Here is a 14798-nt window from a genome sequence, read left to right as displayed (position 1 = left end):
GTTTGTTTCGTTATGTAACGTGAAATATAACGATTGCAATGCGGAAGATACAGAATTTATCGGCAGAAAGAAGAAGGGCTTTAAAGTTCTTGACGGAGATCAACGGAAAGAGCGTATGTAGAGGGCGCTATAGGCGGCAGAAAGAGAAAACCCGGCAAATGCCGGGCCTTCAGGGAATCAGTGATGCTGTTTCGGCTGTTGGTCGCGATGACCGACTTTTGAAAAGACGTTAAACACTTCACCCAATCCGTAGATGAGACCGAGGATCACTGCCATCACAACCGGCACCATGATCACGGCAAACACCAGGCTTTTCAATAACTCGAACATAGTTGCCTCCGGCAAAAGCGAGAGTGATTATTCTAGCGTCAGTTGAGAAAAACGCACTCTCCTTTTGTGCCATTTGCCCGCCCGCCTCGGCTTATCCGGCTGACCAGGTATAAGGTGCCGCAATACCAAGCGGCATTTCAAGCCCCCACCATACCAGCAGGAAGAGGCTCCAGCTCACCAGGAAGGCGATAGAATAAGGCATCATCATCGACACCAGCGTGCCCACGCCAGCGCCTTTCACATAGCGCTGGCAGTAAATCACGATCAGCGGGAAGAACACCATCATCGGCGTGATAATGTTTGTGGAAGAATCACCGATGCGGAATGCCGCCTGCGTAAGCTCTGGCGATATCCCAACGGCCATAAGCATCGGTACCATAATAGGCGACAGCAGCGCCCATTTTGCCGAAGCCGAACCAATCAGCAGATTAACCAGCGCCGTCAGCAGCACCATACCGATGATTGTCGCCTCTCCCGGCAGCGCCATGGCTTTCAGGCCGTCCGCCCCCGCCAGCGCCACCAGCGTACCAATATTCGAATCGCTGAAGGCTTTGATAAACAGCGCACAGAAAAACGCCATCACCATATAAGAACCCATTTTGCTCATTGAGTCGTTCATTGCCCCAATGACGTCTTTCCCCGATTTAAAGGTACCTGCCGCAAAACCATAGACAATGCCCGGCAGGATAAAAATAAGGAAGATAAGCGGCACGATTGACTTCATGATAGGCGCGCCGAAGTCGGTTAACGCGCCTTCAGGGCTGCGCAGCGTTGAGCTTTCAGGCCAGGCAACAGCAGCAAGCCCCAGCAAACTAAGGAGCATCACCAGCCCCGCACGACGGAATGCCCGGCTCTCTTCTGGCGTGACGCTGGACATATCTTCATCATGCTTAAAGTCGCCATCAACCGCCATTTTACTGACCCGGGGCTCGACGATTTTCTCCGTCACCCACCAGCCAACGAGAGTAATCAATATTGTTGAGCCGATCCCGAAGAACAGATTACACAGCGTGTTCACGGTATACGTTGAGTCGAGCAGTTGAGCCGCGGCCTGGGTGAAACCTTGCAGCAGCGCGTCGTTCCCGGTTGGCACCATATTGGCCGCAAAGCCACCGGATACGCCGGAAAATGCCGCCGCGATCCCCACCAAAGGATGGCGCCCGGCAGACATAAAAATAATGGCACCGAGAGGGATCACCAGCACATATCCCGCATCCGCCGCGACGTGGCTAAACATAGCGACAAAAATCAGCATCGGCGTCAGCAGTTTTTTCGGCGTAACGCGCAGCATTTTTTTCAGCGCAACGTTAATAAAGCCGGAGCTTTCGGCAACGCCGACGCCCAGCATCGCCACCAGAACAATGCCTAAAGGAGCAAAGCTGGTAAAAGTGGTCACCATCGTAGAAAGCGTAAGCGTTAACGCCTCGGCGGAAAGCAGGTTATTGACCTGCACGGCCTGCTGCGTTACCGGATTAACGATGTCAAACTCCAGCTGTGACAGCACGGCGGATAGCCCCATCACAACCAGTAAAAAATAGAAGAAAATCAGCGCGGGTTCCGGCAGTCGGTTACCAGCTTTTTCGATGGCATTAAGAAAACCGTTCAGTAAGCGGTTATCTTTTGCCTCATTTCCTTTTGTTGTCGACGTACTCATAGTTGCCCCCAATCCCGACAAATGTCTGTGCTGTCATCCAATGTACGGCAGGGATAATAAAGGTAATGACACGATGAAACTATTCTTTTAATGAAATTAATCTCTGAATAAGACCGGGTTAATAAAAATTAAAATCTAATAAACAGACAAAAACTGGTTATTAATTCGATATAATCGAACAGTAACCATGAAATTGCTGTGCTCAATCAGGAACGATTTGTCCCCTGGCGGCGAGCTGATATAATTTTCCCCATGATTACAAAGGGAAACGCTGAGCCGGTTTGCGGCGCGGAGAAACTATGCAGGCTGAAATTTTATTAACGCTGAAACTCCAGCAACGGCTGTTCGCCGACCCGCGACGCATTGCGCTGCTTAAACAAATTCGCCACACGGGCTCCATTAGCCAGGGTGCAAAACTGGCGGGTATCAGTTACAAAAGCGCCTGGGATGCCATTAACGAAATGAACCAGTTGGCAGAATCAAACCTGGTTGATCGCGCCACCGGCGGCAAAGGCGGCGGCGGTGCCGTTCTGACACGGTACGGCGAGCGCCTTATTCAGCTTTACGATCTGCTCGCGCAAATTCAACAAAAGGCCTTTGATGTTCTGCAGGATGATGCCCTGCCTTTAGACAGTCTGCTCGCCGCCATTTCCCGCTTTTCGCTGCAAACAAGCGCCCGCAATCAGCTGTTTGGTACGGTACTTAAACGCGATGACGAACAGGTTCAGCAGCACGTCGATATTCTGCTGGCTGACGGTGAAACTCGTCTGAAAGCGGCGATTACCCGCCAAAGCGCAGAGCGGCTTGGGCTGGACGAAGGCAAAGAAGTATTGGTGCTTATCAAAGCGCCGTGGATAGACGTCACCACTGATGCTAATGCGGCGGGCAATGCCGATAACCAGTTGCCGGGCAAAATCAGCAGCATTGAGCAGGGCAAAGAACAAAGTGAAGTGCTGGTTCAGTTGGCGGATGGCCAGACGCTGTGCGCCACCCTGCCGAATATCCACGTAGAACAACAGGCGCTGGCAGAAGGTGCTAAGGTCACAGCATATTTCAATGCAGACAGGGTGATTGTCGCGACACTCTGCTAAAAGTCCGCTTCTCATTGACATCAGCGCAGACACGCCGTATTTCTGTAGCCTCATCGCTGCAAAAAATGGGATAAAATATGTCTGCGTTGCAAATTTCGCAAGGTACGTTTCACCTTAGCGACATAAAAACCCTTACCCTGAACGACCTTACCCTTCGCGCCGGAGAAAGCTGGGCCTTTGTTGGGGCGAACGGCAGCGGCAAATCCGCTCTTGCCCGTGCGCTGGCCGGTAGCCTGCCCATCATGAAGGGCGAACGCCACTGCGGCTTCACCCGCATTGCTCATCTCTCTTTTGAACAGTTGCAAAAGCTGGTCAGCGACGAATGGCAGCGTAATAACACCGATATGCTCAGCGCCGACGAAGACGACACCGGTCGCACCACCGCAGAAATTATACAGGAAGAGGTGGTCGATGAGGCTCGTTGCGGCGAACTGGCCGCGCTGTTTGGCATTGAACATTTGCTCACTCGCCGCTTTAAATACCTGTCGACGGGGGAAACGCGCAAAACGCTGCTTTGCCAGGCGTTGATGTCAGAGCCAGAACTGCTGATCCTGGATGAGCCGTTCGACGGGCTGGACGTGAAATCCCGCCAGCAGTTGGCAAGCCTTCTCGAGCAGCTTAGCGCCCAGGGCTACACCCTGGTTCTGGTCCTGAACCGATTCGATGAAATCCCGGATTTTGTGCAATTTGCCGGCGTGCTGGCGGACTGCACGCTGACAGAAAGTGGTAAAAAGCAGGCGCTACTTGAGCAGGCGCTCATCGCTCAGTTGGCCCACAGCGAGAAGCTGGCGGGCGTGGCGCTCCCGGAAGCTGACGATCCGTCCGCTCGCTATACGCTGCCGGAAAACCAGCCTCGTATTGTGCTTAACGATGGCGTGGTGGAATACAACGATCGCCCTATCCTGCACAAACTTAGCTGGTCAGTGAACCCCGGCGAGCACTGGCAAATTGTCGGCCCTAACGGCGCAGGAAAATCAACGCTACTCAGCCTGATCACTGGCGATCATCCGCAGGGCTACAGCAACGACCTGACGCTGTTTGGCCGCCGCCGGGGCAGCGGCGAGACAATCTGGGATATTAAAAAGCACATTGGGTACGTCAGCAGCAGCCTGCATCTGGATTACCGCGTGAGCACCACCGTACGAAACGTTATTCTGTCGGGCTATTTTGACTCCATTGGGATCTACCAGGCCGTTTCGGATCGTCAACAGAAGCTGACCCGCGAATGGCTGCATATGTTAGGGATGGATAACGCCACCGCCGATGCGCCATTCCATAGTTTGTCCTGGGGGCAGCAGCGCCTGGCGTTAATCGCCCGCGCGCTGGTTAAGCACCCCACATTGCTGATCCTCGATGAGCCTCTGCAAGGGCTGGATCCGCTCAACCGGCAGCTGATACGCCGCTTTGTCGATATTTTGATTGGCGAGGGAGAAACGCAGCTGCTGTTTGTGTCCCACCACGCCGAAGATGCGCCGCAGTGCATTACCCATCGGCTGACCTTCATACCCGACGGCGACAAATACGGCTACCAGCTGGAAAAAATTCTTCCCGCATAATCTCGCAACACGCGGCGGCTATTCCTGACCTGACTTTCGGAATAGCCGTACGCTTTTATTCTATCTCTCTGTTTTACAATGCCTTATATACTGCTTTAGCCATATTATTGACTTAGTGTAAACGATACCACTAATCTGGTGCATATCACATTTTTCAGCCATCTGTTATGCTATGGTTATCTTAACCCATAGGCTATATGGAGCGAAAAATGAGAGTTTTGGTCACAGGTGGTAGCGGTTACATTGGAAGTCATACCTGCGTACAATTGCTGCAAAACGGTCATGACGTGGTGATCCTCGATAACCTCTGCAACAGCAAACGCAGCGTACTGCCAGAAATTGAACGTCTGGGCGGCAAGCATCCGCTGTTTATCAACGGTGATATCCGCGACGAAGCCCTGCTGGCAGAAATTTTCCACGATCATCGTATTGACGCCGTAATCCATTTTGCCGGTCTGAAAGCCGTCGGCGAATCGGTGAATAAGCCGCTGGAGTATTACGACAACAACGTGACCGGCACCCTGAAGCTTATCGCCGCCATGCGCGCGGCAAATGTCACTAACTTTATCTTCAGCTCTTCCGCTACCGTTTACGGCGACCAGCCTCAAATCCCTTATGTAGAAAGTTTCCCTACCGGTAAACCCGCCAGCCCTTACGGCCAAAGCAAGCTGATGGTTGAGCAAATTCTTACCGACCTGCAAAAAGCACAGCCAAACTGGAGCGTTGCGCTGCTGCGCTACTTCAACCCGGTTGGCGCCCATCCGTCGGGCGATATGGGTGAAGATCCTCAGGGCATCCCAAATAACCTGATGCCGTACATCGCGCAGGTTGCCGTAGGCCGCCGTGACTCGCTGGCTATCTTTGGTAACGATTACCCAACCGAAGATGGCACCGGCGTGCGTGATTACATCCACGTGATGGATCTCGCCGACGGCCACGTCGCCGCTATGCAGGCACTGAACGGTAAACCAGGCGTCCATATTTACAACCTGGGCGCAGGCGTCGGCAGCAGCGTGCTCGACGTGGTGAACGCCTTCAGCAAAGCCTGCGGTAAACCGGTGAACTACCACTTTGCCCCTCGTCGTGATGGCGATCTGCCGGCCTACTGGGCCGACGCCACCAAAGCCGACAAAGAACTCAACTGGCGTGTCAGCCGTTCGCTGCAGGAAATGGCAGACGATACCTGGCGCTGGCAGTCACGCCATCCCCAAGGTTATGAAGATTAAGGATATGTGATGGAGCAGTTTAACCCGGTCGATCACCCGCATCGCCGCTATAACCCGCTAACGGGTCAATGGATTTTAGTTTCGCCACATCGGGCGAAACGCCCCTGGCAGGGCGCGCAGGAAACCCCTGCGCAAGAAAAACTTCCGGCACACGATCCGGACTGTTTTCTTTGCCCAGGGAATACGCGCGTTACCGGGGATAAAAATCCCGAGTACACCGGCACTTTCGTTTTTACCAACGATTTTGCGGCGCTGATGACGAACACGCCCGATGCCCCAGTGAACCACGATCCCTTGATGCGTTGCGAAAGCGCGCGCGGTACCAGCCGGGTTATCTGCTTCTCTCCCGACCACAGTAAAACATTGCCAGAGCTTACGCTTCCCGCTCTGGAAGAAGTCGTACAAACCTGGCAACAGCAGACCGCTGAACTGGGGCAGACATACCCGTGGGTTCAGGTATTTGAAAACAAAGGCGCGGCCATGGGCTGCTCCAACCCACATCCTCACGGACAGGTTTGGGCAAACAGCTTTTTGCCTAATGAGGTCGCCCGTGAAGATGCCCTACAACGTGAATATTTCGCCCACCAGGGCACCCCAATGCTGCTGGACTACGTGCAGCGTGAACGGTCGGACGGTAGCCGCACCGTGGTTGAAACCGAACACTGGCTGGCCGTCGTCCCTTACTGGGCAGCCTGGCCGTTCGAAACGCTGCTGCTGCCCAAAACCCACGTCCTGCGTATCACCGACCTCAGTGCAGAACAAGGTGCTGACCTGGCGTTAGCGCTGAAAAAACTCACCAGCCGCTATGACAATCTCTTCCAGTGCTCCTTCCCCTACTCAATGGGCTGGCACGGCGCACCGTTCAACGGTGAAAGCAATCAGCACTGGCAGCTTCACGCGCATTTCTACCCGCCGCTGCTGCGCAGCGCCACGGTACGTAAATTTATGGTCGGCTATGAAATGTTGGCCGAAACCCAACGCGATTTAACCGCAGAGCAAGCCGCAGAACGCTTGCGTGCCGTCAGTGATATCCATTTCCGCCAGTCAGGAGCGTCATTATGAGTCTGAAAGAGAAAACCCAGCGTCTGTTCGCTGAACAATTTGGCTACCCGGCCACCCACGCTATTCAGGCCCCTGGCCGTGTAAACCTGATTGGTGAACACACCGATTACAACGATGGTTTCGTGCTGCCCTGCGCGATTGATTACCAGACGGTTATCAGCTGTGCCAAACGAGACGACCGTATCGTGCGAGTTGTTGCCGCCGATTATGACAATCAACAGGACAGCTTCTCCCTTGATGCCCCTATCGTCTCGCATAACACGCAACAGTGGGCTAACTATGTTCGCGGCGTAGTGAAGCATCTGCAGAAGCGAGATAAAAACTTTTCCGGCGTGGATATGGTGATCGGCGGGAATGTGCCGCAGGGCGCAGGGTTAAGCTCGTCAGCCTCGCTGGAAGTCGCGGTCGGCAAAGTCTTCCAGCATCTGTACCACCTGCCTCTGGATGGCGCTCAGCTGGCCCTCAATGGCCAGGAAGCAGAGAACCAGTTTGTCGGCTGCAACTGCGGCATTATGGATCAGCTGATTTCCGCCCTTGGCAAGAAAGACCACGCCCTGCTGATTGATTGCCGCTCCCTCGGAACGAAAGCGGTCTCCATGCCAAAAGGCGCTGCAGTAGTCATCATCAACAGTAACTTCAAGCGCACGCTGGTGGGTAGCGAATACAACACCCGCCGCGAACAGTGTGAAACTGGTGCCCGTTTCTTTAGCCAGAAAGCCCTGCGCGACGTTGAGCTGGCAAAATTCAATGCCGTAGCGCACGAGCTGGATCCAATTGTTGCCAAACGTGTTCGTCATGTGCTGACCGAAAATATCCGTACCGTGGAAGCCGCAGATGCACTTGCCAAAGGTGACCTGGTTCGCATGGGCCAGCTGATGGCCGAATCTCACGCCTCCATGCGCGATGATTTCGAAATCACCGTGCCACAAATCGATACTCTGGTAGAGATCGTCAAAGCGACGATTGGCGAGAAAGGTGGCGTACGTATGACCGGCGGTGGTTTTGGGGGCTGTATTGTCGCCCTGGTGCCCGATGATCTCGTTCCGGCCGTGAAACAGGCTGTGGAAGAACAGTACGAGAGCAAAACCGGGATTAAAGAAACCTTCTACGTTTGCAAAGCCTCCGAAGGAGCAGGTCAATGCTAAAAGAGACGCCGCAGCTGGCGCCGGACGGCCAGCCGTTTCGGCTTACCACCCTGCGCAATAGCGCGGGGATGGTTGTCACCCTGATGGACTGGGGCGCGACCTTGCTTTCCTGTCGGGTGCCGCTCAAAGACGGTAGCGTGCGGGAAACGCTGCTGGGCTGCGCTTCGCCTGAGCAGTATTTACAGCAAAGTGCCTTTATGGGTGCGACCGTCGGGCGCTACGCTAACCGTATTGCCGGAGGGAAGCTTACCGTCGGCGGTGAAATGCTCCAGCTTGAGATTAACCAGGGCGAAAATCAGCTTCACGGCGGGCCGGAAGGCTTCGACAAACGCCGCTGGCGCATTGCCGTGCAAAATGAGCAGGCTGTGACGTACGCGCTGGATTCCTGCGACGGCGATCAGGGTTTCCCCGGTAAATTACACACCACGGCGCGCTATGCCTTAACGGAAGATAACCGCATCAGCATCGAGCTTCGTGCCACCGTCGATAAGCCGTGCCCGGTCGGTCTCACCAACCACGCCTACTTCAATCTTGACCGCGTTCAAAGCGATGTGCGGCAACATAAACTTCAATTGCTGGCCGACAGCTATTTGCCCGTCGACGCCAGCGGCTTGCCGTCGGGCAGCCTGAAAAAAGTGGCCGGCACCAGCTTTGATTTTCGTGAGCCAAAAACGCTTACACAAGATTTCCTGGCCGACGCCGATCAGCAAATCACCAAAGGCTACGACCATGCTTTCCTGCTGCAGGCCAAAGGCGATCTCAGCCAACCCGTGGCACGACTCTGGTCCACCGACGGTGCGCTGGAAATGAACGTGTTTACGACGGCGCCAGCGCTACAGGTCTATAGCGGAAACTATCTGGCCGGCACCCCTGCACGCGATCAAGAAAGCTACAGCGACTGGAACGGTCTGGCGCTGGAGAGCGGCTTCCTGCCGGACAGCCCAAATAACCCGGAATGGCCGCAGCCGGACTGCTGGTTAAATCCGGATGAGACGTATCTCAGCATTACGGAATACCAGTTTCAGCCCCATTAAAACCTCTTGCCCTTTTCATTAAGGGCAATTTCTCACCAAATCGCTGACTTTCCCGCCAGATCGAGCCAAAAATATAACAACCTTTTACAACCACCTTACACTCCACGCGCTTTTTCGCTATGTTAAACGTTTATCATTGCCGTGGCTTATGGCGCGGCAATATAATGATAATTGTTATCATTAATCCCAGGCTCATTAAGGAGTAAATCATGGCTGTTACTAAGCTGGTACTGGTTCGTCACGGCGAAAGCCAGTGGAACAACGAAAACCGCTTCACTGGTTGGTATGATGTTGATCTGTCTGATAAAGGTCGTACCGAAGCTAAGGCTGCCGGTAAGCTTCTGAAGGATGAAGGCTTCACTTTCGACTTCGCTTACACCTCTGTGCTGAAACGTGCCATCCACACTCTGTGGAACATCCTCGATGAACTGGACCAGGCCTGGCTGCCGGTCGAGAAATCCTGGAAACTGAACGAGCGTCACTACGGCGCCCTGCAGGGTCTGAACAAAGCGGAAACCGCTGAAAAATACGGTGACGAGCAGGTTAAACAGTGGCGTCGCGGCTTCGCGATCACCCCACCAGAGCTGTCTAAAGACGACGAGCGCTTCCCTGGCCACGATCCACGTTACGCTAAACTGACCGACAGCGAACTGCCAACTACCGAAAGCCTGGCGCTGACCATCGACCGCGTAACGCCGTTCTGGAATGAGTCCATTCTGCCACGCATGAAATCCGGCGAGCGCGTTATCGTTGCGGCTCACGGTAACTCCCTGCGCGCACTGGTTAAATACCTGGATAACCTGAGCGAAGATGAGATCCTCGAGCTGAACATCCCTACCGGCGTACCGCTGGTTTATGAGTTCGATGAGAACTTCAAACCGCTGAAACGTTACTACCTGGGCAACGCTGACGAAATCGCAGCGAAAGCCGCCGCAGTAGCCAACCAGGGCAAAGCGAAGTAATTCTCCGCCCATGAAAAAAGGCGTGGTAAGCACCACGCCCCAAGACTGCTGACAAACCTATGGTTATAGAAGAAATACCAGAAGGCTTGTTGAAAAACAGGAAAATAAATTCATTGATTTTCGGCTGATAACCACAAAGAGGGAAAAACCAAGATTTTTCCCTCTTTGTCAGCAAACAAAAGGCGTGGTAAGCACCACGCCTTTTTTATTGCTCAAATCAGGCTATTAGCCGCGACGAGCTTTTACCGCAGCAGCAAGCTGACGCAGCGCCACTTCTGTATCATCCCAGCCAATGCAGGCGTCGGTAACGCTTTTGCCGTAGACCAGCGGCTCGCCGCTCTCCAGGCTTTGGTTGCCTTCTACCAGATGGCTTTCAATCATCACGCCGATGATAGCCTTTTCGCCGCCGGCAATCTGGCCGCAAACGTCGGCAGAAACATCCATCTGCTTTTTAAACTGTTTGCTGCTGTTGGCGTGGCTGAAATCGATCATCACCTGTGGCTCAAGCCCCGCTTTAACCAGGCCAGCTTTGACCTCTTCCACATGCTTCGCGCTGTAGTTAGGCTCTTTGCCGCCACGCAGAATAATGTGGCAGTCACCGTTCCCGCTAGTGTTAACGATAGCGGAATGGCCCCACTTGGTTACGGACAGGAAGCAGTGCGGCGCTCCAGCAGCGTTGATGGCATCAATCGCAACTTTGATCGTGCCGTCGGTGCCGTTTTTAAAGCCAACCGGGCAAGAGAGGCCGGAAGCCAGTTCGCGGTGTACCTGTGATTCAGTGGTACGCGCGCCAATAGCGCCCCAGCTCATCAGATCCGCCAGATACTGAGGCGTGATCATATCGAGGAATTCCCCCGCAGCTGGCAGGCCGGAATCGTTGATATCTAGCAGCAGTTTACGCGCAATACGCAGACCGTCGTTAATCTGGTAGCTGCTGTCCATGTGCGGATCGTTAATCAGACCTTTCCAGCCCACGGTAGTGCGTGGTTTTTCGAAATAGACGCGCATCACCACTTCCAGTTCGCCCTGAAGCTCTTCACGCAATGCCAGCAGGCGCGCGCCGTACTCTTTGGCGGCTTTGGTGTCGTGGATGGAGCAAGGCCCGATCACCACCAGCAGGCGATCGTCGCTGCCTTTAAGGATTTTATGGATCGCTTTACGCGCCTGAGAGACAGTGTGGGCGGCTTTTTCAGTGGCGGGGAATTTTTCCAACAGCGCTACAGGGGGGAGAAGCTCGTTAATCTCTTTAATTCTTAAGTCGTCGTTCTGATAATTCATGATATTTCCGGGGTCGTCCTGATATTTTTCTTCGTTGCAATCCTTTCAATCTAACTCGCATAACCACAAGTGTAAACGGGCTTTTACACTTCTAATAAATTAATCCTGAAAACTCGAAAAAAACAGTGAAAACAGAATGAGAATCGATGGATTAACGCCATGTTTCAATGCTTACCACTGAAGGATGTTAAATTTTCAATATTGAATGCTATTTTGAAAATTAAGGTCCCATTCCCATTTTTGACTCGCAGGATTTTTCAGCCTCTTTCAACCAGTTGAAACCATGGAGCAGTTATAATTAGCCCACCGGGATTAATTTTTTGCGAGAGATCATGGCGCATTCACACCAACATACCTCTGCTGATAGCAACGTAAAACGCCTGCTGTTTGCCTTTCTCATCACGGCAATTTTTATGGTTGCCGAAGTTATCGGCGGCCTGCTTTCCGGCTCGCTGGCTCTGCTGGCCGATGCCGGCCATATGCTCACCGACGCAGCGGCGCTGCTGTTTGCTTTGTTGGCCGTGCATTTTGCTCGTCGGCCGCCCAACGCCCGGCATACCTTTGGCTGGCTGCGCCTGACGACGCTTGCCGCTTTTGTAAACGCTATCGCTTTGGTGGTTATCACCATACTTATCGTCTGGGAAGCGATTCAGCGCTTCTCAAATCCTCAGCCTATTGCAGGCTGGGCAATGCTGACCATTGCGATCGCCGGGCTGCTGGCGAACCTGGTCTCTTTCTGGATCCTGCACAGCGGCAGCGGAGAGAAAAACCTCAACGTCCGTGCGGCAGCGCTGCATGTTCTGGGTGATTTGCTGGGTTCAGTGGGGGCAATTGTGGCCGCGGTGGTGATCCTCTGGACCGGCTGGACGCCGATTGACCCAATCCTGTCGGTGCTGGTGTCCTGCCTGGTGCTACGCAGCGCCTGGAGTTTGTTGAAAGAGAGCGTCAATGAGCTTTTAGAAGGTGCGCCGGGCGCCATCGACATTGCAGCCCTGAAGCGCAATCTTTCCCGCTCGATACCAGAAGTGCGTAACGTGCATCATGTCCATATCTGGCTGGTAGGTGAAAAACCGCTGATGACGCTGCATGTTCAGGTTGTACCGCCCCACGATCATGATGCTTTGCTGGCGCGCATACATCACTTCCTCGAGCACGAGTATCAGATAGAGCATGCCACGGTACAGATGGAGTATCAGGTTTGTCACGGCCCTGACTGCGACCTGAATGAGCATGACCACAGCGCTGGTCATGCCCATCATCACCATTGATCAGGAGAAGGCGCGCGAGCCGGACTGCCGCGCGCTGTTAATCCACATCCGGCTGCCATTCAGCGCAATGAACGTCAGAATGAGGTATTCCAGCGACATCGCGTAAACGCCCTGCAGGGCAAAGATAACCACGCTGATGACGTTAATGACCGTCCACAGCAGCCAGTTTTCCACGTATTTCCGGGTCATAAGAATCATCGCCACAATCGACAGCACCATCATGCACGAGTCCCAGAACGGATAGGCGTCTGGCTGTAGTTCCGGCAAGATGACGTTCAGCCCCAGACTCTGCATCACAGACACCGCAACCCGGGTCAGGAAGGCAAAGACCGGATCGATAAACAGCGTCATCAACCCAATCGCTGCGACGATAATCACCAGCCATGCAATTGCCTTAGGCAAAGGTAGCCATCGAATTTGCAGCAGGGATTGATGGTTACTGCTTTGCCGCGACCAGGCGTACCAGCCGTAAATGTTCGCCACAAAAAAGAACAGCTGCAAAAGAAGGCTGGCGTAGAGCTGAATCTGAAAGAAAATGATGGCAAACAGCGTGACGTTAATTAACCCGAAGGCATAGTTGCCTATCTTCTCCAGGCTGGCAAGCCAGATACATAGCAATCCCGCCAGCGTTCCCACGGCTTCAATCCATGATAAGTCATACCCGCCCGCCCCAATGGGGATGTGGACGAGAATGTTCTGCGTGCTAAAAAAATCCATGAACTCCCCAGAGCGTAATACTGTTACGCGTTGCCTTTAATCGTTCGACGCAATTCTGCCGCAAAGTCGAGCATGCGATTAAGTGGAACCAGCGCGCCTTCACGCAGCGCCGCATCCACTTCAATCGTGTGTGCGGCCCCGCCCTGCTCCAGCCCCTCAGCAATCGCTTTAAGCCCGTTCATTGCCATCCACGGGCAATGTGCGCAGCTGCGGCAGGTTGCCCCTTCTCCTGCGGTTGGCGCCTCCAGTAGCTCTTTGTCCGGACACGCCTGCTGCATTTTATAAAATATCCCACGATCTGTAGCCACAATAAGCTGCTGGTGAGGCAGAGTTTTAGCCGCATTGATCAGTTGGCTGGTCGAGCCTACAGCATCGGCCATATCCACCACGGCCTGCGGTGATTCAGGATGAACCAGCACCGCTGCATTCGGGTACAGCGCCTTCATCCGCGCCAGCGCCTGAGTTTTAAATTCATCGTGCACGATGCAGGCCCCCTGCCAGCACAGCACATCGGCACCGGTCTGCTTTTGCACGTAGCTGCCAAGGTGGCGATCCGGTGCCCAAATGATTTTCTCACCCAGGCTGTCGAGATGCTCAATCAGTTCTACCGCAATACTGGACGTCACGACCCAGTCCGCTCGGGCTTTTACCGCGGCAGAGGTATTAGCATAGACGACCACCGTGCGATCCGGGTGCTGGTCGCAGAAAGCGTTGAACGCCTCAATCGGGCAGCCGAGATCCAGTGAGCATTCGGCATTGAGGGTAGGCATTAAAATGGTTTTTTCGGGGCTAAGGATTTTCGCCGTTTCGCCCATAAAACGAACCCCTGCGACCAGTAACGTGGACGCCGGGTGGTTAGCGCCGAAGCGAGCCATCTCGAGCGAGTCAGAAATACACCCGCCGGTCTCTTCCGCAAGAGACTGGATTTCCGGGTCGGTGTAGTAGTGTGCCACCATCACCGCATCCCGCTCTTTAAGCAGGCGCTTGATTTTTTCACGATAAAATTCTTTTTCATCCCTGCTCAAAGGCGTGGGTTTCGGTGGGAAGGGATAAATCGTAGTTTCCGGGTCAAACATTACGCTCATCATGCAATCTCGTTTTACTGACTTAACATTACAGGCCAAATAAAGCGTAATTTACGCCATCTTTGGCACTCATTGTTTTATATGCTAAACAAGATAGCGAAATTTAGTCGAAATGTCGTGGGTTATTGCTCGATGCGCAGAGAGAAACAGAGCAGTGGGGAATGAGTGCCGGGAATGACAGGGTTTTCAAATCGCAGATAGCAAAAAGGCGCCTTTAGGGCGCCTTTCTACACTGGTGGGTCGTGCCGGATGATTTCACCCTACGGGTCGTCGCAAGCGACGGGCAAAATCAAAAAGCGATTTTGTCGAACCTGCTGCAGGCTCGAACCCTGCCCGAATTCAGAATAGCAAAAAGGCGCCTTTAGGGCGCCTTTCTACACTGGTGGGTCG

General features: G+C 53.7%; 13 protein-coding genes. 8 read left to right on the top strand and 5 right to left on the bottom strand.

Annotated elements, in window-relative coordinates; translation table 11 throughout:
* Nucleotides 1-177 precede the first annotated feature (177 nt).
* Together F3J26_RS18540 and F3J26_RS18535 are read right to left on the bottom strand one after the other, a co-directional pair.
* On the bottom strand, nucleotides 178-330 hold the full coding sequence (locus F3J26_RS18540; protein ID WP_166995324.1) for an AcrZ family multidrug efflux pump-associated protein: 153 nt from the start codon (nucleotides 328-330) through the stop codon (nucleotides 178-180).
* Between the two features lie 91 nt (nucleotides 331-421).
* A complete protein-coding gene (locus F3J26_RS18535; protein WP_166995322.1) occupies nucleotides 422-1984 on the bottom strand; it encodes an AbgT family transporter in 1563 nt (520 codons plus the stop codon).
* A 299-nt stretch (nucleotides 1985-2283) separates the two neighbouring features.
* Between F3J26_RS18535 and modE the strand changes: the two genes are divergently transcribed.
* The 7 genes from modE (at nucleotide 2284) to gpmA (ending at nucleotide 10060) form a co-directional block, all read left to right on the top strand.
* Nucleotides 2284-3075, top strand: a complete 792-nt coding sequence (gene modE / locus F3J26_RS18530) for a molybdenum-dependent transcriptional regulator (RefSeq protein ID WP_166995320.1) — start codon at nucleotides 2284-2286, stop codon at nucleotides 3073-3075.
* 77 nt (nucleotides 3076-3152) lie between these two features.
* Nucleotides 3153-4631: a molybdate ABC transporter ATP-binding protein ModF gene (modF, locus tag F3J26_RS18525; protein WP_008456204.1), complete on the top strand. Its 1479-nt coding sequence runs from the start codon at nucleotides 3153-3155 to the stop codon at nucleotides 4629-4631.
* A gap of 209 nt (nucleotides 4632-4840) precedes the next feature.
* Complete coding sequence (gene galE, locus F3J26_RS18520; protein WP_008456192.1) at nucleotides 4841-5857, top strand: UDP-glucose 4-epimerase GalE; 1017 nt, start codon at nucleotides 4841-4843, stop codon at nucleotides 5855-5857.
* Nucleotides 5858-5866: 9 nt separating this feature from the next.
* The gene (galT, locus tag F3J26_RS18515) at nucleotides 5867-6919 is read left to right on the top strand and encodes a galactose-1-phosphate uridylyltransferase (protein WP_166995318.1); all 1053 of its coding nucleotides are present in this window, start codon (nucleotides 5867-5869) and stop codon (nucleotides 6917-6919) included.
* Nucleotides 6916-8064, top strand: coding sequence for a galactokinase (gene galK, locus F3J26_RS18510; RefSeq protein ID WP_166995316.1), 1149 nt, complete (start codon nucleotides 6916-6918; stop codon nucleotides 8062-8064). Before galT ends, galK begins: the two co-directional genes overlap by 4 nt.
* Nucleotides 8058-9098, top strand: coding sequence for a galactose-1-epimerase (galM, locus tag F3J26_RS18505; protein ID WP_166995314.1), 1041 nt, complete (start codon nucleotides 8058-8060; stop codon nucleotides 9096-9098). The genes galK and galM overlap by 7 nt, the downstream gene beginning before the upstream one ends.
* Nucleotides 9099-9307: 209 nt before the next feature.
* A complete protein-coding gene (gene gpmA, locus F3J26_RS18500; RefSeq protein WP_008456186.1) occupies nucleotides 9308-10060 on the top strand; it encodes a 2,3-diphosphoglycerate-dependent phosphoglycerate mutase in 753 nt (250 codons plus the stop codon).
* Nucleotides 10061-10285: 225 nt separating this feature from the next.
* On the opposite strand, the gene aroG is transcribed toward gpmA, so the two are convergent.
* On the bottom strand, nucleotides 10286-11338 hold the full coding sequence (gene aroG / locus F3J26_RS18495) for a 3-deoxy-7-phosphoheptulonate synthase AroG (RefSeq protein WP_008456184.1): 1053 nt from the start codon (nucleotides 11336-11338) through the stop codon (nucleotides 10286-10288).
* A 332-nt stretch (nucleotides 11339-11670) separates the two neighbouring features.
* Between aroG and zitB the strand changes: the two genes are divergently transcribed.
* The gene (gene zitB, locus F3J26_RS18490) at nucleotides 11671-12606 is read left to right on the top strand and encodes a CDF family zinc transporter ZitB (RefSeq protein WP_166995312.1); all 936 of its coding nucleotides are present in this window, start codon (nucleotides 11671-11673) and stop codon (nucleotides 12604-12606) included.
* On the opposite strand, the gene pnuC is transcribed toward zitB, so the two are convergent.
* Nucleotides 12607-13323: a nicotinamide riboside transporter PnuC gene (gene pnuC / locus F3J26_RS18485; RefSeq protein ID WP_166995310.1), complete on the bottom strand. Its 717-nt coding sequence runs from the start codon at nucleotides 13321-13323 to the stop codon at nucleotides 12607-12609. It lies immediately after the preceding gene.
* Between the two features lie 23 nt (nucleotides 13324-13346).
* Entirely contained in the window at nucleotides 13347-14408 is a 1062-nt protein-coding gene (gene nadA / locus F3J26_RS18480) for a quinolinate synthase NadA (RefSeq protein ID WP_166995552.1), read from the bottom strand.
* Nucleotides 14409-14798: the final 390 nt, after the last annotated feature.

This window comes from Enterobacter sp. Ap-867, from assembly GCF_011752855.1.
Taxonomy (GTDB): Bacteria; Pseudomonadota; Gammaproteobacteria; order Enterobacterales; family Enterobacteriaceae; genus Cedecea.
The sequence above is the reverse complement of the archived record's forward strand: the minus strand, read 5'-3'. Positions and strand labels throughout refer to the sequence as shown.